The sequence below is a fragment of the Qingrenia yutianensis genome, assembly GCF_014385105.1.
GTDB classification, from domain to species: Bacteria; Bacillota; Clostridia; order UMGS1810; family UMGS1810; genus Qingrenia; species Qingrenia yutianensis.
On the sequence record NZ_JACRTE010000005.1, the window covers coordinates 166,974 to 188,338 of the forward strand.

19 protein-coding genes are annotated in these 21,365 nt (G+C 44.4%); 8 read left to right on the forward strand and 11 right to left on the reverse strand.

Annotated features, from left to right (window positions below; translation table 11 throughout):
- The first annotated feature begins 9 nt into the window (after positions 1-9).
- From H8706_RS06185 to recG, 4 genes are read left to right on the forward strand one after another with little or no spacing between them, the layout of a single operon-like run.
- Positions 10-2,031, forward strand: coding sequence for an ATP-binding protein (locus tag H8706_RS06185; RefSeq protein ID WP_262431919.1), 2,022 nt, complete (start codon positions 10-12; stop codon positions 2,029-2,031).
- A gap of 12 nt (positions 2,032-2,043) precedes the next feature.
- Positions 2,044-2,403 (forward strand): Asp23/Gls24 family envelope stress response protein, encoded by a 360-nt coding sequence (locus tag H8706_RS06190; protein WP_178347523.1) that lies wholly within the window; start codon positions 2,044-2,046, stop codon positions 2,401-2,403.
- A 10-nt stretch (positions 2,404-2,413) separates the two neighbouring features.
- Positions 2,414-4,027, forward strand: coding sequence for a DAK2 domain-containing protein (locus tag H8706_RS06195; protein ID WP_262431920.1), 1,614 nt, complete (start codon positions 2,414-2,416; stop codon positions 4,025-4,027).
- Positions 4,028-4,036: 9 nt separating this feature from the next.
- Positions 4,037-6,103: an ATP-dependent DNA helicase RecG gene (gene recG, locus H8706_RS06200; RefSeq protein WP_262431921.1), complete on the forward strand. Its 2,067-nt coding sequence runs from the start codon at positions 4,037-4,039 to the stop codon at positions 6,101-6,103.
- 51 nt (positions 6,104-6,154) lie between these two features.
- Here the strand turns inward: recG and H8706_RS06205 are convergent, their stop codons facing one another.
- Positions 6,155-7,759, reverse strand: a complete 1,605-nt coding sequence (locus H8706_RS06205) for a potassium/proton antiporter (protein ID WP_178347520.1) — start codon at positions 7,757-7,759, stop codon at positions 6,155-6,157.
- A 194-nt stretch (positions 7,760-7,953) separates the two neighbouring features.
- Between H8706_RS06205 and H8706_RS06210 the strand changes: the two genes are divergently transcribed.
- The 4 genes from H8706_RS06210 to H8706_RS06225 all read left to right on the forward strand — a co-directional run bounded on the left by H8706_RS06210 (position 7,954) and on the right by H8706_RS06225 (position 11,591).
- Positions 7,954-8,691, forward strand: a complete 738-nt coding sequence (locus H8706_RS06210) for a tRNA threonylcarbamoyladenosine dehydratase (RefSeq protein WP_178347519.1) — start codon at positions 7,954-7,956, stop codon at positions 8,689-8,691.
- Positions 8,692-8,943: 252 nt separating this feature from the next.
- Entirely contained in the window at positions 8,944-9,933 is a 990-nt protein-coding gene (locus tag H8706_RS06215; protein WP_262431922.1) for a methionine ABC transporter ATP-binding protein, read from the forward strand.
- A gap of 4 nt (positions 9,934-9,937) precedes the next feature.
- Positions 9,938-10,612 carry a methionine ABC transporter permease gene (locus H8706_RS06220; RefSeq protein WP_262431923.1) on the forward strand — a complete coding sequence of 225 codons (675 nt, stop codon included), beginning with the start codon at positions 9,938-9,940 and terminating at the stop codon, positions 10,610-10,612.
- Positions 10,613-10,772: 160 nt separating this feature from the next.
- Positions 10,773-11,591, forward strand: coding sequence for a MetQ/NlpA family ABC transporter substrate-binding protein (locus tag H8706_RS06225; RefSeq protein ID WP_262431924.1), 819 nt, complete (start codon positions 10,773-10,775; stop codon positions 11,589-11,591).
- Positions 11,592-11,746: 155 nt separating this feature from the next.
- Here H8706_RS06225 and H8706_RS06230 read toward each other — a convergent pair whose 3' ends face one another.
- The 10 genes from H8706_RS06230 to mraY all read right to left on the reverse strand — a co-directional run bounded on the left by H8706_RS06230 (position 11,747) and on the right by mraY (position 21,363).
- Entirely contained in the window at positions 11,747-12,898 is a 1,152-nt protein-coding gene (locus H8706_RS06230) for a stalk domain-containing protein (RefSeq protein ID WP_262431925.1), read from the reverse strand.
- Positions 12,899-12,981: 83 nt separating this feature from the next.
- The gene (nrdR, locus tag H8706_RS06235; protein WP_178347135.1) at positions 12,982-13,446 is read right to left on the reverse strand and encodes a transcriptional regulator NrdR; all 465 of its coding nucleotides are present in this window, start codon (positions 13,444-13,446) and stop codon (positions 12,982-12,984) included.
- Positions 13,447-13,537: 91 nt separating this feature from the next.
- On the reverse strand, positions 13,538-14,611 hold the full coding sequence (ftsZ, locus tag H8706_RS06240; protein ID WP_178347136.1) for a cell division protein FtsZ: 1,074 nt from the start codon (positions 14,609-14,611) through the stop codon (positions 13,538-13,540).
- A gap of 130 nt (positions 14,612-14,741) precedes the next feature.
- Entirely contained in the window at positions 14,742-15,113 is a 372-nt protein-coding gene (locus H8706_RS06245) for a small basic family protein (protein WP_178347137.1), read from the reverse strand.
- 16 nt (positions 15,114-15,129) lie between these two features.
- Positions 15,130-15,852, reverse strand: a complete 723-nt coding sequence (locus H8706_RS06250) for a DUF881 domain-containing protein (RefSeq protein WP_262431926.1) — start codon at positions 15,850-15,852, stop codon at positions 15,130-15,132.
- Positions 15,853-15,897: 45 nt separating this feature from the next.
- Positions 15,898-16,815, reverse strand: coding sequence for a cell division protein FtsQ/DivIB (locus H8706_RS06255; RefSeq protein WP_262431927.1), 918 nt, complete (start codon positions 16,813-16,815; stop codon positions 15,898-15,900).
- Complete coding sequence (gene murA, locus H8706_RS06260) at positions 16,812-18,068, reverse strand: UDP-N-acetylglucosamine 1-carboxyvinyltransferase (RefSeq protein ID WP_262431928.1); 1,257 nt, start codon at positions 18,066-18,068, stop codon at positions 16,812-16,814. Before murA ends, H8706_RS06255 begins: the two co-directional genes overlap by 4 nt.
- An 86-nt stretch (positions 18,069-18,154) precedes the next feature.
- Positions 18,155-19,249: an undecaprenyldiphospho-muramoylpentapeptide beta-N-acetylglucosaminyltransferase gene (murG, locus tag H8706_RS06265; RefSeq protein WP_262431929.1), complete on the reverse strand. Its 1,095-nt coding sequence runs from the start codon at positions 19,247-19,249 to the stop codon at positions 18,155-18,157.
- A 17-nt stretch (positions 19,250-19,266) separates the two neighbouring features.
- Positions 19,267-20,382: a putative lipid II flippase FtsW gene (gene ftsW / locus H8706_RS06270; RefSeq protein WP_262431930.1), complete on the reverse strand. Its 1,116-nt coding sequence runs from the start codon at positions 20,380-20,382 to the stop codon at positions 19,267-19,269.
- A gap of 30 nt (positions 20,383-20,412) precedes the next feature.
- Entirely contained in the window at positions 20,413-21,363 is a 951-nt protein-coding gene (gene mraY / locus H8706_RS06275; RefSeq protein WP_394354537.1) for a phospho-N-acetylmuramoyl-pentapeptide-transferase, read from the reverse strand.
- Positions 21,364-21,365 lie beyond the last annotated feature (2 nt).

The window sequence follows — 21,365 nt, forward strand, 5'->3', positions numbered from 1 at the left end:
GGTGACGGATTGTATATTAAGGAAATAAACATAAAAACTTTCGGCGGTATCGAGAACAAAACCTATAATTTTTCCGACGGCTTGAATGTGCTTTTCGGTGCGAACGAATCGGGAAAATCGACGGTTATCGCGTTTATAAAATACATTTTTTACGGAATTTCGGGCAGAAAAAGCGAATTTAAACGTTATGTTCCGCTTTCGGGCGAGCCGATGTGCGGAAGCATTACGGTGTGCGGCGATAACTGTGAATACGAAATTTTCAGAACGTCAAAGGGCGCAAAAGCAAAGCAAATTTCGGTTGTGAACAAGGTAAACGGTGATGTTATGAGCGTCGATTTCGCCCAGAATATCGGCAAAAATCTATTTTCACTCGGCGAGGACGCTTTTTTGAATACGCTTTTTGTGTCCAACATTTCAAGCAAAATTTCGGGCGGTGACGGCGAAATTTCCGCGCGCCTTTCAAACCTCGCGCAAAGCGGTGACGAAAACACGTCACAGGAGAAAATTTGCAAAAAAATTGACGAAGATATTTTAAATTTGTCCTCCCCCAAGCGGAAAAACGCGGTTATTCCGACGCTTGAAACCGAACTTTCAAACCTTGACGAACGGCTTTACAAAGCGAATGAAAACAGCGGAAAATCGGTGTTGCTGGAGGAAAAATTTGCAAAAATAAAATCCGCACTCGAAAAAGCAGAGGAAGAAAAAGAAAAACTTGAACACGAAAAAAACATTGCGCGTCTCGGAGAAAACGGTGCGAGAATTGAGAAACTCCAAAACGAAATAAAATTTTCGCAAGACGAATTAAACCGATTAAACGACGAATTTTCAAGCTTTGATATGAGCGTCTACGACGGAATAAAAAATATTTCCGAGGAGGAGGAAACGCGGTTTTTAAGTGAAAAAGACGACAATTTTTCCGCACGTCTTATGATTTTGGGGGAGCGTAGGAAAAATCTTTCGTCGGGCAAAAAAACGTGGTTTGCACTGCTTATCGCGTCGCTTGCAATGATTGCGGTTTTTGCGTTTGTAATGCCTGTTTTGTGCATTGCGGCGGCGGTTTTGGGTGTTGTGAGCGCTTATCTTTACATATCAAACGGCAAAAAACTCAACGAAACGTCGGAAGAATTCGACAAAACCGAAAAACAAAAAGAGGAAAACGAGGCATTTGGCGCGAACTTTTTAAAGAAGGTCAATCTTTTGTCAAAAGCCGATTACATTTCAAAAAAGAACGCTTACACGGCGGTCTTATCGCAGAGAGAAGTGCTTAGAGCGAAGATAAATTCGGCACAAGGCACGCTTTTGTCAAAACAAAACGAACTCGAAAGCCTGTCGGACGCGCTTTTGAAAGAATACGGCGAAACCGAAAAAGACGCGCTTCTTGAAAAATTAAAATCCGCAAAACCGACCGTTTCGCAAGCCGATGCGGAAAAACTCGTCAAAGAAAAAATGAGCGAAATTGCAAATCTTATGCGCGAATTAAACAAAACGGAATTTGAAATTTATTCGGTAAAAACGGGCACAGACGACGTTTTGAGCCTTGAAGAACAGATTGAAAACACAAAATCGGCACTCAAAGAAAAACGCGCAGAGCTTGAAATAATCACATCGGCGAAAGAAATTTTTGAATACGCCGTGTCAAGCCAGCAAAGCAACTTTGCGCCGTCGCTCGCAAAAAAGGTGAGCGGAATTTTCTCGCAAATCACAAACGGCGCGCACAGCGACGTTTTGATTGACAAAACCTTCGGAGCGCGGTATAAAAAAGACGGCGGATATGCCGACGAAACAATTTTGAGCAAAGGTGCGCTCGACCAGTTGTATTTTGCGTTAAGATTTGGTATAATAGATATGATAAACGAGAAAAATGCGCCTGTTTTTTTGGATGACGCGTTCAGCCAATACGACGATTTGCGCTTTAAAACAGTGTTTTCGTACCTTTCGGACTACGCAAAACACACGCAGGTGATAATCTCTGCCTGCCGTGAAAATGAAATTTATCAAAATACAGATAACATAAACATAATTAAATTATAGGAGGTGCTTTTTATGGAAATTGTATGCGCAAAGCTTGCGAAGGGCGATGTTTTTATAAACCTTGACGTTATTGCCAAAGCGGCGGGAATTGTTGCCGAAAACTGCTACGGCGTTGTGGGTATGGCATACCGCTCCAAAAAAGACGAATTTGCAAGTTTGCTAAAAAAAGACAGTCTTACAAAAGGAATTAAGGTTTACACGGAAGATAACAAAATTGCTGTTGATATGCACATCATTGTTGACTACGGCGTAAATATAGGCGCCGTTTCGGAAAACGTTATGAGCAACGTTAAATACCACATTGCAAACATCACGGGTATGGAAGTTGCAAAGGTTGACGTGTATGTTGAGGGCTTCAGATTGCAAAAATAAGGAGAAGAAGATGGTTAAGAAAATTGACGGCACACTGTTTGCCGATATGATAATTTCAGGCGCCAACAATCTTTGCAATCAGAAAAGCATTGTTGACAACCTTAACGTTTTTCCCGTTCCCGACGGTGATACGGGCACAAATATGTCGCTTACGATTTCCGCGGCGGTCAAAGAGATTGCGGCGAACCGCGAAAAGAGTGTTTTGGATATTTCCAAAATCATGGCGTCGGCGACGCTTCGCGGTGCAAGAGGAAATTCGGGCGTAATTTTATCACAGCTTATGCGCGGAATAAACAAAGGTCTGACGGGCGCGGACGCTGATTTTGAGGGCGTTGCGGCGGCGTTTAAATCGGCGGCGGACACCGCTTACCGCGCGGTTATGAAACCGACGGAGGGCACAATTCTCACCGTTGCGCGCGAAACTGCGGAGGCGGCGGAAAAATACGCGAAAGACGGTCTTGACGCGGTTGAATTTTTTGAAAAAATCGTAAATTCGGCGAATGAGTCGCTTGCAAAAACACAGTTTATCCTCCCCCAGCTCAAGCAGGCAGGTGTTGTAGATGCAGGCGGAAAAGGTCTTGTGTGCATTTTGGAGGGCGCGCTCGCGTTTCTCAAAACGGGTGAAATCGTTGCGCTTGACGAAAGAGAAACACCGCTTAAAACGCAAAGCACGCCGAAAGACGTTCAGGCGGATATAAAATTCCAGTACTGCACGGAATTTTTGATTAACAAAAAGGCTAAAAACGTTGATGTATTCAAGTTTAAATCGACAATCGAATACTACGGCGACTGTATGCTTGTTATAGATGACGACGACGTGGTGAAAGTGCATATTCACACAAACACGCCGAACCTTGTTATCGGCGAGGCGCTCCGTCTGGGCGAACTTATCAACATTAAAATCGACAATATGCGCTATCAGCACGACGAAAAGGTTATCACCAAAGAGGACAAAAAGAATGCCGAAAAGGAAATCGGCTTTGTTTGCGTTGCGGCGGGCGCCGGAATTAAAAAGACATTTTTCGACCTCGGCGTTGACCACATTATTGAGGGCGGTCAGACTATGAACCCCAGCACAGAGGACATTTTGTCCGCTATTGATTTGGTGAATGCGAAAAACGTTTTTGTGTTCCCAAACAACAAAAACATCATTCTTGCGGCGGAACAGGCGAAGGAACTTTCTGACAGAAACGTTATCGTAATTCCGACAAAAAGTATTCCGCAGGCGGTTTCCGCGCTTCTTGCATACGACGAGGATTTGCCGGTTGAGGACAACGAGGACGTTATGTGTGAGGTTATTGACGGCGTGAAGTCGGTGCAGATTACAACCGCGGTGCGCGACACAAACCTTGACGGAAACGACATCAAAACAGGCGACATTTTGGGCATTGTTGACGGAAAAATTAAAATTGTCGGCAAAAAGGACGAGGATGTTTTGATTTCGTCGCTTGCGGAAATCGTTGACAGTGACACAGGAATCATCACCGTTTTCTGCGGTGAAGAAGTGCCCGACAAGGCAGGCGAAAAATTGAAAGCAAAACTTGAAAAGAAATTCTCCGACTGCGACGTTACCGTTATGCGCGGCGAACAGCCGATTTATTCGTATATCGCGTCGGCGGAATAGGTAAATTTTATGGATTTTCAAAGTTACATAAAAACGCTCAACACCGACGTTACCTACATTAAGGGCGTCGGTGAAAAGCGAAAAATTATGCTTAACCGTCTGTCGCTTTACAACGTCTGGGATATTATTTACAATTTTCCCAAAGACTACGAGGACAGGCGGACTTTTGTTAAAATATGCGATGCTAAAGAGGGCGAAAGATGCTGTATAAAGGCTGTTTTGTCCTCATTTCCTATGCAGAAAAGAATTAAAAAGAACATTGTTTTGTGTGCTCTGCCCGTAAACGACGGCACGGGAGTTATTTTCGTGAAATGGTTTTCAAACCCGAAATATCCCGTGAAATTCGACCTCGGCGCAGGGTATATTTTTTACGGCAAGGTGACGAAAAATTTCGGAAAACTTGAGCTGGAAATGCTTGAGGCAGAGCGCGCGGACAACGCTGAAAACGTGCTTAAAATTATGCCCGTTTACCACCTTACAAAAGGCGTTACACAGAAATTTGTGCGCGGCACGGTGAAAAATGCGTTTGACAAATTCGATATATTTTACGATATTTTCGACGATTTTACACGCGAGAGATACTCGCTCTGTTCGCTTGATTTTGCACTCCGGCAGATGCACTTTCCGTCAGACTTTGAAACGCTTGCAAAGGCGCGCGAACGGCTCGTTTTTGAGGAACTTTTCATACTTCAGCTTTCGCTTTTATACATTCGCAAAAACCGCGAACAAAAAACTACCGAGCGCGTGCGCGACATATCATATAAGGAAGAATTTGAAAAAACTCTGCCGTTCACGCTGACCGGCGCACAACAAAACGTTCTTAATGAAGTGCTTTGCGATTTGCAGAGCGAAAAATGCGCAAACAGACTTATTCAGGGTGACGTGGGAAGCGGAAAAACCGTCATCGCCGCCGCGGCAATGTACGTCTGCGTGAAAAACGGTTTTCAGTCGGCACTTATGGCGCCCACCGAAATTCTGGCGGTTCAGCACTACGAAACGCTCAAAAAAATGTTTGACGGACGTGTTAACATCTGCCTTTTAACGTCGTCGACAAAGGGCAAAAAAAAGCTCTACGAGGCTATTGAAAACGGTGAATTTGACGTTATAATCGGCACACACGCTCTGCTTAACGACAACGTAAAAATTCCGAAACTTATTCTTGCCGTCACAGACGAACAGCACCGTTTCGGCGTAAATCAGCGTTCCGTTTTGTCGGCAAAAACAAAGGCGTGCAACGTGCTTGTTATGAGCGCGACGCCCATTCCGCGCACTCTTGCGCTGATTTTATACGGCGATTTGGATATATCAATCGTAAATTCTATGCCGAAAGGACGGCAGAAAATCGACACCTTCTGCGTGAACGAATCGTATCGCAAACGCGCATATTCGTTTGTGGAAAAGGAAATCGAGAAAGGCAGACAGGCGTACATCGTGTGTCCGCTTATCGACGAAAGCGAAAATCTCGACGTTATGTCGGGCGAAAAAATGTTTGCGCACCTTGCAAACGAGGTGTTCCCCACGCGGAAAATCGGGCTTTTGCACGGCAAAATGAAAGCGGACGAAAAGGACAAAGTTATGCAGTCGTTCAAAAACGGCGAACTTGACATTTTGGTGTCCACAACCGTTATCGAGGTCGGCGTGGACGTTCCCAACGCAACGATTATGCTGATTGAAAATGCCGAAAGATTCGGACTTTCCCAGCTTCACCAGCTCCGCGGACGCGTCGGCAGGGGCGAACACAAGTCATACTGCATACTTTTCTGCAACGCGCTTGACAACGAGAAAACCGCCGAGCGAATGAAAATTATGGTTAAATCGTCCGACGGATTTGAAATTGCGAAAAAAGACCTTGAACTGCGCGGATTCGGTGAATTTTTCGGAACGCGCCAGCACGGCTTGCCGACACTTAAAGTTGCAAATCTTTTCACCGATTTGGAAATTTTAAAGCACGCGCAAAAGCTTTGTTATGAAGTTTTGTCGCGCGACCCGAACCTTAAACACACGCAAAACAGACTTATTTTTGCGCGTATCAAAGCGCTTTTTAATAAATTTGACGGGCGCGATATTTTTAATTAGAACAAAACAAAAGCCGTTTGTAAAAACGGCTTTTTCATATTTTAAAGCTTGTTATGAGTGAACTTCGCTGTCGTTGATAACAAGAATATCGTTGTTTTTTATCACGGTGTTTCCTTTCGGAATGATGATTTTTCCGCGGCGGCGAATCATAATTATAAGCTTCCGGTCGTACGCTATATCTTTAAGCGCCCTGCCCGAAAAACCGTCATTTTCCTCAACCGTGATTTCATAAAGGTGGACGTCGCTTGCGCCGTCGCTCGCCTTACCGCTCAAAATAAGGCTGTCGCCCTCTTTAAGCACCGTTTTTCCGTTGGGTACAAGCTTTTTGCCGTCACGGATTATCAGCACCAAAATCGACTCGGGAGGAAAGGTGATTTCACGGATTTCCTTCCCTATCCAAGCGTGATTTTCGGGAATTTTAAACTCTATAAACTGTACCGCAACCTCGTCGGTATAGTCGGTAAATGTTTTCATAACGTCGGCTTTTTCGTCTATCATATCAAGCACGCGCGCGATTTTCGGAATGAGCGAACCTTGCACCAAAATTGAAAAAAGCACCACGAAAAACACGATATGAAAAATGTCGTTGTCCACAACAGCAGGGTTTATCACCGCCATAATGGCAAAAACTATGGACGCCGCGCCTCTCATTCCCGCCCACGACACAAACAGAAATTCTTTAAATCTGCATTTTAACGGAAACATTATGACCGACACCGCAACGGGGCGCGCAGCGAACGTCAAAAACAGCGCGAGCAAAAGTCCCGTTGCAAAAACTGTGCCGAGTTTTGTGGGAAACGACAAAAGTCCGAGCAGAAAGAACAGAACCATCTGCATAAGCGAGGTTACGCCGTCGAAAAAATTCACCAGTCCCGTTTTGTTTGAAAGCTTGGTATTTCCCAGTATTATACCCGTTATGTAAACCGAAAGATAACCGTTTCCGCCGAAATACGACGGCAGTGCGTAGGACAAAACCGCAACCCCGACTATGAAAATCATATCAAATCCCGACGCGGAAACCTTGAAATTTTTCAAAATCCAAATCGCGATATATGCGATGGCTGCGCCGAAAATCAAGCCGTAAACAACCTGTGCAAAAAGCATATACACCGCGGACTGCGCCTTCATACCGCCGTTCATCAGCGTCAGCACAATCACTGTGAGCATATACGAAAACGGGTCGTTGCTTCCGCTTTCAACCTCCAAAAGCGATGCGCAGTTATATTTTAAATTGAGCCGTTTCGACCTCAAAATCGAGAAAACCGACGCCGCGTCGGTGGAGGATATGACCGCGCCGATAAGAAAACTTTCGAGAACTGCTATTTTTAAAACAAAATGACAGAAAAGCCCCACAAGCCCGGCAGTGAAAAACGTTCCGAACGACGAAAGAAGCACCGCTTTTGCAAGAACGGGACGCGCAAAGTTCATATTTGTGCCGAATCCGCCGTAAAACATAATGAAAATAAGCGCGACCGAACATATCCGCTCGGCAAAAATGTAGTCGTCAAACGGAATATGCACAACTCCGTCCGACCCGAAAAACATTCCGAGCAGAATAAACGCGAGCAGTGCCGGTATGCCGACCTTGCTTGACAGGCGGTTGAAAAGCACGCACGCGAATATCACAACCGACGCCATAATGAGAACTGCCGTCATTTTGCCTCACCTCTTTTTTCAAAAATATGGTTTAATTATATCAAAATTTTATGCGCAAGTCTACAATTTATTGTAAAATTTTATCAACTTTATAAAATTTTCTTGACATATTGTTTTGTTTGGTGTATGATTAAAGCATACAAAACATACCGAAACGGTAAGAATTGAAAATTTGCTTTTTGCAGAGGATAAAAATGTCGGAAAAATTCATTCGCACCGCCCTTTTGTTCGGGCACGAAAAAATGAATATTTTGAAAAATTCGCATATCGCCGTTTTCGGAATAGGCGGTGTGGGCGGTCACTGTGCCGAGGCGCTTGTGCGCAGCGGTGTCGGAAAAATCGACCTTATCGACAGCGACAAAGTTTGCGAATCGAACATAAACCGCCAGATTATCGCGACGGTAAAAAGCATAGGAATGTATAAAACCGACGCGGCGAGAGAGCGTTTTCTCGATATAAACCCCGATGCGGAAATTAACACTTTTAACGTTTTCTACACCCCCGAAACGGCGCATTTGTTCGATTTTTCAAAATACGACTGTATCGTTGACGCGATTGACACCGTGACGGGAAAGATTGAGCTTATTGTAAACGCGGATAAGGCAAACACGCCGATTATCAGCTCAATGGGCGCCGGAAACAAGATAAACCCCGATATGTTTGAGGTGTCGGACATTTACAAAACCGAAATTTGTCCGCTTGCAAGGGTTATGCGCCGTGAGCTTAAAAAACGCGGAATTAAAAAGCTTAAAGTTGTTTATTCAAAAGAAAAACCCTTGACGCCGATTTTGGAAATCGCGCAGACCGAAGAGGGTTTCGGCGAAAGCAAGCGCCGTCAGACACCCGGAAGCACGGCATTTTCGCCGTCGGTTGCAGGGCTTATCATTGCCGGCGAAATTATAAAGGATTTAACGCATACAAAAAACGTATGACTTGACAAACGAAGTTTCGTTTGATATAATGAAAAAGATGTTTTTACATTGAGGTGAATTTTTATGAAGAGCGTATTTTCAACCTTAACAATGATGTATATGTGCACATTTTTCGGTATGTGCCGCTTTTCAAGTGCAAAAAAATCTGCCTGTTTTATGTAAATCAAACAATTTTTGCAATCATTTAAACATAAATCAGGAAGAAAATTCCTGATTTTTTTATTGCAAAATTAAGGAGCTGAAATTTTAGCTATGATAGAAATTAAAAATCTTGAAAAAAGCTTTAAAACGTCATACGGCACAATCACGGCATTGAAAGACATAAACTTAACCGTGAACGACGGCGAAATCTTCGGAATTATCGGTCTTTCGGGCGCAGGAAAATCCACACTTGTAAGGTGTATCAACCTTCTCGAGCGTCCAACAAAGGGCGAGGTGGTGCTGGACGGAAAATCGCTTACAACCCTTAAGAAAAAAGAACTTTTAAAGGTCAGACAGTCTATCGGAATGATTTTCCAGGGATTTAACCTTTTGGAGCAGAGAAACGTTTTAAAAAACGTGTGCTATCCGCTTGAAATTGCCGGCGTGAAAAAAGCGGACGCGGAGAAAAAAGCGAAAGAGCTCATCGAAATGGTCGGTCTTTCGGACAGACTTTTATCCTATCCGTCACAGCTTTCGGGCGGACAGAAACAAAGAGTTGCCATTGCGCGCGCACTTGCCACAGACCCGAAATACATACTCTGCGACGAGGCTACAAGCGCACTCGACCCCAACACAACACAGTCGATTTTGGAACTTTTAAAACAAATAAACAAAACAATGGGCGTGACAATCGTTGTCATCACTCACGAAATGAAAGTTATAGAGCAAATCTGCGACCGCGTTGCGGTTATCGACAAAAGCCAAATCGCAGAGTCGGGCAAAGTAAGCACCGTTTTTGCAAACCCGAAATCGGACATTGCAAAAGAACTTATTCTTCCGAAGTCGAAAACCGACGCGCACATCACGGGTAAAAAGAGCATACGACTTGTGTTTGACGGCGAAAAGAGCAGACGAAGCATTATAGCCGATATGATTTTGTCAACACAGGTGCCGGTTAACATTATGTATGCCGACACAAAAGATATTGACGGCACGGCATACGGGCATATGCTTTTGGAACTTCCCGACGACGAAGTGCAGTCGGGCAAGATTTTTGCATATCTCGATACAAACGGCATTGCATACGAAAAGGAGGTGTGAGCCAATGTCCGAAATGTTTCATTCACTTTGGCAAAACGGAATAATTCAGTTTGGAATTTGGGAAACGGTTTATATGACGCTTTTATCCACAATCGTTTCATATGTTATAGGACTTCCGCTCGGAATTATGCTTTCGGTGACGGACAAAGACGGAATTTGCCCCGTTTTGTGGCTCAACCGAATTGTGGGATTTATCGTAAATATTTTCAGAAGTATTCCGTTTATCATACTTATGGTTGCACTCCTTCCCGTTGCAAAGCTGGTTGTCGGCACAAGCTTCGGCAACAAAGCAATGGTGGTTGTGCTGATTATCGCCGCGGCACCGTATGTTGCGCGAATGGTGGAATCGTCAATCAAAGAGGTTGACAAAGGCATTATCGAGGCGGCACAGGCAATGGGCACATCGACGGGAAAAATAATCACAAAGGTGCTCATTCCCGAGGCAAAGCCGAGCCTTATAATCGGCGGTGTTATTTCTATGGTAACAATTCTCTCCTACTCCGCAATGGCGGCTACAATCGGCGGCGGCGGACTTGGACAGATTGCTATAACTTACGGTTATCAGCGCTACAACAACGATATTATCTGGATTTGCGTTGTGCTGACAATCATAATTGTGCAGATTATTCAGGAGGCAGGCGCGTTTATCGCGCACAAGACAGACAAGCGCATAAAATAAAGGCATAAAAAAGGAGAAATTCTTATGATATTTCGTTTTACAAAGCTTGTCCGCGAAAATTTCAGGTTCGGACGAATGTGATTTTCGGGAACGGTTTTTCGTACATATGCAGAACATAAAAATTTAAAAACACAAAATTTATTTTAAGGAGAAATGTAAAATGAAGAAAATTTTATCGCTTATTGTATCACTCGCAGTTGTAATCGGACTTTTCTCGGGCTGCGGCGCAAAAAAGGACGACAAAACAATTAAAGTCGGCGCAAGCTCCACACCTCACGCTGAAATTCTTGAAAGCGTAAAAGAGGATCTTGCCGCAAAAGGCTACACGCTCGAAGTTGTAATCTACGACGACTATGTTCTCCCAAACAAGGCGCTTGCGGACGGCACACTCGACGCAAACTACTTCCAGCACAAACCCTATCTTGACAGTTTCAACGCGCAGAACGGAACAAACCTTGCGTCTGCGGCGGCAATTCACTATGAGCCGTTCGGCATTTATTCAAACGACGTTACCGACCTCAAAGATTTGAAACCGGGTGCAACGATCGTTATTCCTGCCGACGACAGCAACGAAACAAGAGCGCTTCTTCTTCTTGCACAAGAAAACATTATCAAGCTCCCCGAGGGCGCAAGCGCGGCAAAGGGTGTTACAACGCTTGATATAGTTGACAACGGCGGTTACAACATTCAGACCGTTCAGGCTGAAACCGTTCCTGCACAGCTCAAAAACAGCGACCCCGGTTCCATCGCGGTTATCAACGGCAACTACGCAATCGGCGCAGGACTTAAAATTTCGGACGCTCTCGCAACCGAAAATGCAAACGGCGACGCGGCGCAGACATACGCAAATATCGTTGCTGTAAGAAGCGGTGAGGAGTCGAGCGAAAAGACAAAAGCGCTTATAGACGCTCTTAAAACCGACAAAGTTAAAAGCTTTATAGATGAAAAATATGCCGGCGCAGTTTTGCCGATATTTTAAGATTTAAGAAAAATGCGAAAGGACGATGTAGGCATCGTCCCGTTAAACAAAAAACCAACAGGACGGCTAATCACCGTCCTGTTGGTTTATCATCATAAAAACTTATTCACCAATTTTCAACGTATGCGAATTCGCACTGTCCTGATTTTCAACGGTTAACGTAGGTGCCAAACGGTTAACGTAGGTGCCAACTTTATTTTATACATCTGCTCGTTTCCCTCAAACGGAACCGTAATCTGCGGATAACCTGCCGCGTAAGGCGCTATGTCATAAAGCTGGAAATAGAGGTTAACGCCCTCCTCATCCAGATAAAACTCAACGTCTTTTGCGATTTTCTCAACCGTTTCTTTTGCGTCCGCAAAATACATATCGGGATTCTTGTCGATATCCTCATTAAACACTGCTATAACCTCGTTTGTCGCCGCGGTTTCGTCCATATTCCAGATGTCCGAGAGCGCAAGCTCTTTTTTCTCTTTCATATCGTAGTTAACCGACGTCATAGATGTGGTCGGGTGCGCGCCGTGAAGGTCATAATAGAGTATCGCGGTCATAGAAAGATAATTTTCGGTGTTGAGGTCAATGTCATAGTCAAACTCAAACGTATACGGCAAAAATTCTCTGCCGTTCTCGTCGGGATTTGCCTTAAGCGACAAGTATTCTTCATTTGCTGTGTCATAAAACTCGGTTTTAAGCCCGTCAGTAAACGCATTAACCGCATTGAGCGTGTCTGTATTCACCGCAGTTATAAACTCGTCGTTTTCCGCATTTTCAATCACGGGATAATAACACGTTGCCGTGAACAATGTTGTGCCGTCATCCGCCGAGGAAGTATAGTCCATTTTCGACCTTGTGATTTTATAAAATCCCTGTTTCGAGGTAATGTTTACGGTGTTTTCCGCTTCGTCCCACACAACTTCAGCGCCGAAACTTTCGGACGCAACGCGCACAGGAACAAGCGTTCTGTCATTTACGATTTTGGGCGCAACGTCAATGGTTTTTGCCTCGCCCGACGCATAAATCTCGGTCGAACCGATTGTAAGCCCCAAACTTTTCGAGCCCATTTTTGCGTTGACGGTTTCGGTTTCGCCGTAGCTGTGATAGTCAACACTGCATCCGAGCGCCTCAAAAATTGCTCTGAACGGCACAAGCACGCGGTCGCCTTCCATAATGGGAGGCTGGTCAAATTCCAAAGTTTTGCCATCCACAATTACGCTGATTTTTCCGTCCGCACCGCCGTCCGCAAATGCCGTTCCCGATGCAAGCATCATTGCCGCCATTGCGGCAGCCGTCAGTTTCTTAAATTTCATAAAAAATCCTCCCTTTTAAAAAATTTTATGTATGCGGCGAGCATAAAATTATGCCGCACGCAAAACACCTTTAAAAAAACACCCTATGATTTCTTTTTTGATTTCAAAAGGCTTTTAAGTTCGTCCATAAACGTATTGACGTCGCGGAATTCCCTGTAAACAGAGGCAAAACGCACATATGCCACCTCGTCAATATCCTTAAGCTTTTCCATAACCAGCTCGCCGATATGCGTTGACGAAATTTCTCTGTCCATAGAATTGAACAGTTTCACCTCAATTTCGGACACCATATTTTCCACCTGCGCAAAGGTTACGGGCGTTTTTTCGCACGCGCGCAAAATTCCGTTTATGAGTTTTTGTCTGTCATATTGCTGGCGCTTGCCGTCCTTTTTGATTATAATAATCGGAATAGACTCGATTTGCTCATACGTTGTAAAACGTTTTTCGCACTTCAAACATTCGCGCCTTCTTCGGATTGAATTTCCCTCGTCGGTAGGGCGCGAATCTATAACCTTGCTTTCGGTATATTCGCAATACGGACATCTCATATGCGTCAAACTTCCTTTCGCGCAAAATTTGTTTTTTTATTCAATTAAAGCACACCGCAAGAACAGTGTGCTTTAAATTTTAAATCAATTATCAGTTATTTTTGTTTGACAAAAACGGCGGAATAACAAAATCGTCGTCGCTGAATTTTTCAAACGCAGGCGCTTCTGTATCGTCCGTTTTCTTCTTTTCAGCCTTGGAGGGCTCGTCAAGACCTGTTGCAACAACCGTGATAACAATTTCGTCATCAAGCGAATCGTCAACAGATGTACCGAATATAATGTTCGCGTCGGAGTCAACAAGCTCGTAGATAAGCTCGGACGCGCTCTCGATTTCGTAAAGAGTAAGGTTTTTGTCGCCCGCGATATTGAATACAACATTGCTTGCGCCGTCGATTGTTGTTTCGAGAAGCGGAGAATTGATAGCCGCTTTGATAGCAACCTCTGCTCTGTTTTCACCCGACGCTCTGCCGATACCCATATGCGCGATACCCGAATTTCTCATTACGGACGAAATATCCGCAAAGTCCAAATCGATATATCCCGGCGAAGTGATAAGGTTTGAAATACCTTTAACGCCCTGGCTCAAAATGCTGTCCGCAATTTTGAATGCGTCTTTCATAGAAGTTTTCTTGTCGCAAACGTCCAAAAGTTTGTCGTTCGGAATTACAACAAGCGCGTCAACGCACTGTTTCAATTCTTCAATACCTGCGTTTGCCTGGTCAAGACGTCTTTTACCCTCAAATCTGAACGGACGTGTTACAACGCCGACAGTAAGTATGCCCATTTCTTTTGCTATGTTTGCAATAATGGGAGCCGCGCCCGTACCTGTTCCGCCGCCCATACCTGCGGTAACAAACACCATATCCGCACCGCGGATTGCCTGCGCGATTTCCTCTCTGCTCTCCTCGGCTGCTCTCTGACCGATTTCAGGCTTTGCGCCTGCACCGAGACCTTTTGTAAGTTTTTCGCCAATCTGAATTTTAAGGTCTGCTTTTGAACGGTTTTCGCCGAAAAGCACCTGTTTCTCTGTGTTAACGGCAATAAACTGTACGCCTGTAAGCTGGTCTTCTATCATTCTGTTAACAGCGTTGTTTCCGCCGCCGCCGACACCTATAACCTTCATATTAGCACCGGTTATTTCCTTTTCGTTATCAAATTCCAACACGGTTCTTCCTCCTTGCACTTTATAAAATTTATCTTAATTTGTAAAATAAAGCGGTAATTATAAATACAATATACCATTATGTAATGATTATATCATAAAACTTTGCAAATTCCAAGCATTTTTTTTAAAATTATTCATTTTTTTCGCTAATTTTGTCATTATCGTGATTTTTTATAAAACTTTTAAGAAAAATGCGCCTTGCTATGGCAAAATTTTGGAAAATTCTCATAACAAAAACCAGCGACGCGGCAAGATATAAATCAAGCCCGACTTTTTTGCCGAAAAATATCAAAAGCGCCGAGATTAAAGCGTTGCCGAAAAATCCCGTTATGAAAATTGTGAAATCATACTTTCCGCGAAGCGACGCGGTATATGCGCCGAGGAGAGAGTCGAGCGACGCAAGTATCATCATTGCCGCATACGGTATGAAATACGCAGGGATATATATGTCAAACATCACTGCGAGGGCGCACCCTGCGGCAAGCGCAAATATAAGTATCATTTTCAAAAATCCCTCCCTACTCCGCACTCTTTGCGTATTTAAAGCTTACAATTCCGCTGTATTTTCCTATTTTTATTTCCGCCGACTTTGCTATGGAAATATCAAATCCGTAAAGGCTTTTAAGCTGGTCGATTATACCGCCTTTAAGCTTCAGCGCCGCCTCAAGCATATCCGGCTCGCCGATTGCCTTAATCTCGAACGGCGGAACGTATTTGTTGCCGTTTATTATGATTGTCGGACCGACGCACCTTATTTCGCTGGACGACACAAGGCGTTCGCCGTTTACGGAAATCGCCTCGGCGTCGGCAGAGCGCAGTTCATTTACAATTGTGCGCAGGTCGCTGTCGTGGATTATGTATGACGATGCGGATTTTCCGGCGTCCGGCTCGGCGGTGCTGTCGGACAGCGTCACCGTCACGCCCTTGCCTTTAACGTCGGTAAGACCTGCAAGAATTTTATACCGTTCAAGTTCGGACGCCATAGCCTTTGCGCCGTCGGTGTTTTGCTCCGCCTCTTTACGGTAGTTGTCCAAGTCGTTTGTTGCCGCCAAAAGGCGGTTTTTCAAATCTTCAATCTGCAAATCTTTTTTTACGAGTTCTTCTTTTGCCTCCTCAACGCGCGTAATTTCGCCGTTTTCGGACGAGGAATTTTTTATTATGCTCTTAACCTGCATTGTGATTGCAAAGCTTAAAATAAAAAACAGTACCGCAAGTGTGATTTGAGTTTTTTTATCGCGCATATTTTTCTCCTTGCAAATTTTTATGCCGTGTTTATGTTTTATCTCCTACTGTGCGCTTCCTTTATACCTTGCCGACGCGGACGGGTCGGACAAATCGAGCGTCCCTCCGCGGTAGGTTTTAAGCTGGGTTTCCAGCGTTTTTGTAAGATATGCCATTTTATACTGCAATGCGTCGTTTTTGCCCATATTTACGACAATTTCGTTATCCATTGTCATCATAATTTTATTTTTGTCGCTCAAATCTATGCTTTTCACGGCATTGGGCAAATCGGTTGCCGACGAAATTTCCGAAAGAAGGCTTGTGAGAATGTCGAATTTCTCGCCGTCTTTGAACGTAATTTTTGATCCGACCTCAAATTTTGTCGGCACAACGCCCGTCACGACTATAAGATTTTCGTTCTCCGCACCGTTTAAAATTTCGAGAATTTTTCCGCTTTTATCTATGCAGATATACTTGTCCAAATGCTTGACGTACGCCGTTTTGACGCACTCCTCCACCGCAATTTCAACGGTTGAGGGAAATTTCAATTTAACGTGCACGTCATTTATAAGCGGTATTTTTTTAAGGTTTTTAACCGCCGAGCGCGTGTTTGTGCGAAGTATGTTTCTGCCCGTCACAATGCCCGAATTTTTAACAATCTGCTGCGCGGTGAGGGCGTTGTTTCCCGTCACCGCGACGATTTTTATGTTAAACGCAGGCGTGAAAAGCAATGACGTTAAAATTGCAAACAAAAGGCACAAAAGCACAAAATTGTTTTTGCCTTCGCCTTTCACGCTTTTTTCGGGGATTTCTTCCTTTTCGTCGCTGACATTCACGAAATTGTAACTTTGCTTTTCGGGAACGCTCTCTGATATTTTCTCCGTTTTAACGTCGGGATTTTCCGCGTTGCCGGCGGTGTTTTCCGCACTTTCGTCAATATTTTCGTTAGTCAAATTTTCAACGCTTTTTGTATCGTCGTTCATTGGTAAATCCTTTCAATATCCGCGCCGAGATTTTTAAAATCCTCGGCAAGGCTCTGGTATCCGCGGTCGATAAAGTGGGTGTTGTAAACCCTGCTTTCACCGTTTGCTGCAAGCGATGCCACAACAAGCGCCGCGCCCGAACGCAAATCGCACGCGTAAACCGACGCGCCGGTAAGCGATTTTACGCCCTTTATCACCGCAACTTTGCCGTCAACGCTGATGTCAGCGCCCATTTTTGCAAGTTCGCCCGCGGTTTTAAACCGCTGTTCAAAAATATTTTCTTTAATAATGCTCGTGCCGTTTGCATACGCAAGAACGCTCATCATAACAGACTGTGCGTCGGTTGGAAAACCTGGATACGGCATAGTTCTGATAATGTCGATTTTATTTATAACCTCGGGCGCTTTGATGTAAATTTTATCCTCGCCCGTTTTGATTTTTGCACCGCACTCCGCAAGCGCGCTCGTCACCGCGCAAAAGTGCTCGGGGCAAACGTTTTCAAGCTCGGTTTCACCGCCCGACACCGCCGTACCGCAAAGATACGTCGCCGCGGCAATTCTGTCCGAAATGACGGTGTGCTCGCAGTCGTGAAAACTTTCGACGCCCTCAATTTCAATATTCGACGAGCCTGCTCCCGAAATTTTTGCACCCATATCGTTTAAAAAATTCTGCAAATCTTCAATTTCAGGCTCGCGCGCCGCGTTGCAGATTGTGGTTTTGCCGTTTGAAAGCGACGCGAAAAGCATAATATTTTCGGTTGCGCCCACCGACGGAAAATCGAGATGGACACTTTTATTCTGCATTTTTTTAAGACGGCAGTTTATGTAGCCGTGGCTTTCTTCAATTTCAACTCCGAGAGTTTTAAGCGCTTTAAGGTGCAGGTCAATGGGGCGCGGCCCAAGCTCGCACCCGCCCGGAAAACTCATTGACGCCTCACCCGCGCGCGCGATTATCGCCCCCATAAAAATGATGGACGAACGCATTTTGTTCATAAGCTCATTGGGAATATAATTGTTTGTTATAACACTTGCGTCAACGGTAACGGTATCGTTTTCGCGCTTTATTTTACAGCCGAGAAATTTCAAAATTTCCAGCGTAACCTTTACGTCCGAAAGATTGGGACAATTATGTAAAACGGTGGTACCCTTGTTTAAAATGGCAGCGGCGAGCGACGGCAAAACGGCATTTTTTGAGCCTTGCACGCATATCGAACCGCAAAGCGGTTTTCCGCCCGTTATTTTAATGTAGTCCATATAAAAAAACACCTCCGTATCAGCTTTTTTGATAATATATGCTATGCCGATACGGTTGTTTTTGTTACATTGCGCGCCGTTTCACATCACTTTGACGCAAATTTCATAATACTTTCGCATATAAGCTTTGACGCGTCCTTCTGCGCAAGTTTATATGCATTTTCGCCGTATTTCTTTCTCAAAGCATCGTTATCCAAAAGTTTGTCAACCGCGCGCGAGAGCGACGATTTGTCAAACACATTTTCTTTTATCATAATCGCGGCGCTTTCTTTAACCAGCGCGCTTGCGTTAAATTCCTGGTGATTGTGCGTCACATTCGGTGACGGAATAAGTATTGACGGTTTTTTCAGCGCGCAGATTTCCGAAAGGGTAATTGCACCCGAACGGCAAATCACAAGGTCTGCCGCCGCAAGATATGTATCCATATTGTGGATATACGGCAGAATTTCAAAATATCCTCCGTTTCTTACGCCGTTTAAATTTTCCTTAACCCTGTCAAAGTCGCGCTTGCCCGTAGAAATAACAAATTTCACATTTTCTTTTCTTGTGCTCTTTAAATAATCGCACAAAACGTCGTTTATCTTCATTGCGCCGAGGCTTCCGCCTACGACCAAAACCAGTTTTTCATCTCCGATATTAAGCTCGGCGCGTGCCTTTTCCCTATCTGCGTTTATAATGCTTTCGCGCACGGGATTTCCCGTAAGCACCACATTCTTTGCACCCGAAAGATATTTTCTGCTTTCGTCAAAACTTATCGCGGTGACGGTTGTGTTTTTCGCAAGGAAACGTATTGCGCTTCCGGGGTACACATTCTGCTCGTGTATAAGAGTCGGGATTTTCATTGCGTTTGCCGCCGCAACCGCCGGCGCGCAGACGTATCCGCCCGTGCCTATCACGATGTCCGCCTTAAATTTGCGGATTATTTTTTTCATTTTAATTGCTGACAAAATAAATTTAGTCAAGGGCTTTAAATTTTTAAGAGAGAGGGAGGTTTTAAAGCCCTCGACGTCAATTTGCGTAAGTTTGTAGCCTGCCTTTTTTACAAGCTCGTTTTCCATACCGGTTTTTGTGCCGATAAAGAGAATATTTACATTTTCATAGTGATTTTCAAAATATTTTGCGATTGCGATTGCGGGATTTATATGCCCCGCACTGCCGCCGCCCGATAAGATTATATTCATATTTCACCGCCGGAAAATCAGTTATTTTTTGCGGAATACCGCGAAACATTTAAGATATACCCCATTGCCGCAAGCTGAAAAACAAGCGCCGTACCGCCGTATGAGAAAAACGGCAGAGGCATACCCGTAACAGGCATTGAGCTTGTTACAACGGCGATGTTAATCATCACCTGAAATCCTATAAGTCCGATAATTCCGCACACAACCATACTTGAAAAGCTGTCGGGCGCCTCTATCGCGATTTTTATTCCGCGCCATATGAGTATCAAAAACAACGCTATCATAAACACCGCGCCCACAAAGCCGAGTTCCTCGCATATTATCGGGAAAATAAAGTCGTTGTGCGGTTCGGGGATATACAAATATTTTTGTCTGCTTTGTCCCAGTCCCAAGCCGAAAAATCCGCCCGAGCCTATTGCATAGAGCGACTGAACAATCTGAAATCCGTCGCCGAGATAGTTTTCAAACGGGTCGAGGAAGGTTAAAAATCTTTTTAATCGGTACGGCTCCAGCGCGATAGCTGCGATAACCGCAACGATAACCGGCGGAAGGCACATACAAAACTGCCATATTTTCGCACCGCCCACAAAAAGCACAATCATACCCGACACAAACACGGTAAAAGCACCGCTCAAATGGTTTTCGGCAAATACCAAGCCTGCCATAAACGCACAGAAAAGTATGTACGGAATAAAATCCGCAAAGAATTTCTGAATTGGTTTTTTGCGCGCCGATATGCTTTTTGCCATAAAAATTATAACGCAGTATTTCGCTATTTCGGACGGCTGAAAACTTATCGGCCCGAGCTTTAACCAGCGTTTTGCGCCCTTTATGTCCTCGCCGACGATAAGCACCAAAACAAGCAAAACAACCGTAATTCCCAAAAGCGGAAGTGCGATACGTTTTGCCCATTCAAGGTCGATACGCGACACGGCATACATTATGATAAGTCCGAAAACGGCAAAAAACATCTGACGTTTTATGAAGTAAAACGCATCGTTATACTGATAGTGCGCCGACGCACTGCTTGCCGAAAAGGTCATTGTAAGTCCGAATATTATAAGTATTATAAGCGTCGTCAGAAAGGTAAAATCCACATTGCCCTGCTTTTTTACAAAAAGGGATTTTTTCACTTTTTATGCCTCCGAAAACCAAAAACAAATTTACACAACCATAAAGTACGAAATCACGCAAAACAAAAAACTTGCGAGAATGAACATCACAACAATTTTGCGTTCGGAAAATCCCGACATCTCAAAATGGTGATGAATGGGGCTCATTTTAAACACTCTTTTGCCCGTAAGTTTATACGACGTAACCTGAATTATAACCGAAAGCGTTTCGATTATATAAATTCCGCCGGCAAAAACGAGTATGAGCGGAAGCTTTAAAACCAGCGCCGCACCGCATACCGCACCGCCTAAAAACAGCGAACCCGTGTCTCCCATAAATACCTTTGCAGGATACGCATTGAACACCAGAAATGCCAAAAGCGAACCCGTGAGTGACGCACAGAAAACGGTGATTGATTCGTCGCCGAATTTATATGCCATAACGGTGAAAAATATTGAAACAACCGTTGTTACGCTTGCCGCCAGTCCATCGAGTCCGTCGGTTAAGTTGACGCTGTTTGTACCGCCGACCATAACGAAAACCGCAAACGGAATGTAAAAATGCCAAAGATTTAACCGCCATTTTGTAAAAGGTACAATTACCTCATACGACAAAACGCCCGTTTTGACGCCGACCACCGCCGCAAGCGAAGCGGCAAGAATTTGCAGAATGAGTTTTTGACGCTCGGTTAAGCCGAGATTTCGTTTCATCGCGATTTTTATAAAATCGTCCGCAAAACCGACAAGACCGAACGAAAACGCGGTGCAAACGATAAATATTGAATTTTTGTCACGGTCGAAAATAAGCGTTGTGAGAAGCGACGCAATTATGAAAATCACACCGCCCATTGTGGGAGTTCCCGCTTTTTTCTTGTGCCATTTCGGGCCTATTTCCCTTATTTCCTGACCGAATTTCAGCCTTATCAGCGCGGGGATTAAGAAAAATCCCGCCGCTATGCCGACGGCAAACGCGCAGATTGTGGAAATCCACACCGTCATCATCA

What these genes read in the sequence shown, in the direction of transcription:
- H8706_RS06190 (WP_178347523.1), top strand. Translation starts at nt 2,044, where the DNA reads ATGGAAATTGTATGCGCAAAGCTTGCGAAGGGCGATGTTTTTATAAAC.
- H8706_RS06195 (WP_262431920.1), top strand. Translation starts at nt 2,414, where the DNA reads ATGGTTAAGAAAATTGACGGCACACTGTTTGCCGATATGATAATTTCA.
- recG (WP_262431921.1), top strand. Translation starts at nt 4,037, where the DNA reads ATGGATTTTCAAAGTTACATAAAAACGCTCAACACCGACGTTACCTAC.
- H8706_RS06205 (WP_178347520.1), bottom strand. Translation starts at nt 7,759, where the DNA reads ATGACGGCAGTTCTCATTATGGCGTCGGTTGTGATATTCGCGTGCGTG.
- H8706_RS06210 (WP_178347519.1), top strand. Translation starts at nt 7,954, where the DNA reads ATGTCGGAAAAATTCATTCGCACCGCCCTTTTGTTCGGGCACGAAAAA.
- H8706_RS06215 (WP_262431922.1), top strand. Translation starts at nt 8,944, where the DNA reads ATGATAGAAATTAAAAATCTTGAAAAAAGCTTTAAAACGTCATACGGC.
- H8706_RS06220 (WP_262431923.1), top strand. Translation starts at nt 9,938, where the DNA reads ATGTCCGAAATGTTTCATTCACTTTGGCAAAACGGAATAATTCAGTTT.
- H8706_RS06225 (WP_262431924.1), top strand. Translation starts at nt 10,773, where the DNA reads ATGAAGAAAATTTTATCGCTTATTGTATCACTCGCAGTTGTAATCGGA.
- H8706_RS06230 (WP_262431925.1), bottom strand. Translation starts at nt 12,898, where the DNA reads ATGAAATTTAAGAAACTGACGGCTGCCGCAATGGCGGCAATGATGCTT.
- nrdR (WP_178347135.1), bottom strand. Translation starts at nt 13,446, where the DNA reads ATGAGATGTCCGTATTGCGAATATACCGAAAGCAAGGTTATAGATTCG.
- H8706_RS06245 (WP_178347137.1), bottom strand. Translation starts at nt 15,113, where the DNA reads ATGATACTTATATTTGCGCTTGCCGCAGGGTGCGCCCTCGCAGTGATG.
- H8706_RS06250 (WP_262431926.1), bottom strand. Translation starts at nt 15,852, where the DNA reads ATGCGCGATAAAAAAACTCAAATCACACTTGCGGTACTGTTTTTTATT.
- H8706_RS06255 (WP_262431927.1), bottom strand. Translation starts at nt 16,815, where the DNA reads ATGAACGACGATACAAAAAGCGTTGAAAATTTGACTAACGAAAATATT.
- murA (WP_262431928.1), bottom strand. Translation starts at nt 18,068, where the DNA reads ATGGACTACATTAAAATAACGGGCGGAAAACCGCTTTGCGGTTCGATA.
- murG (WP_262431929.1), bottom strand. Translation starts at nt 19,249, where the DNA reads ATGAATATAATCTTATCGGGCGGCGGCAGTGCGGGGCATATAAATCCC.
- mraY (WP_394354537.1), bottom strand. Translation starts at nt 21,363, where the DNA reads ATGATGACGGTGTGGATTTCCACAATCTGCGCGTTTGCCGTCGGCATA.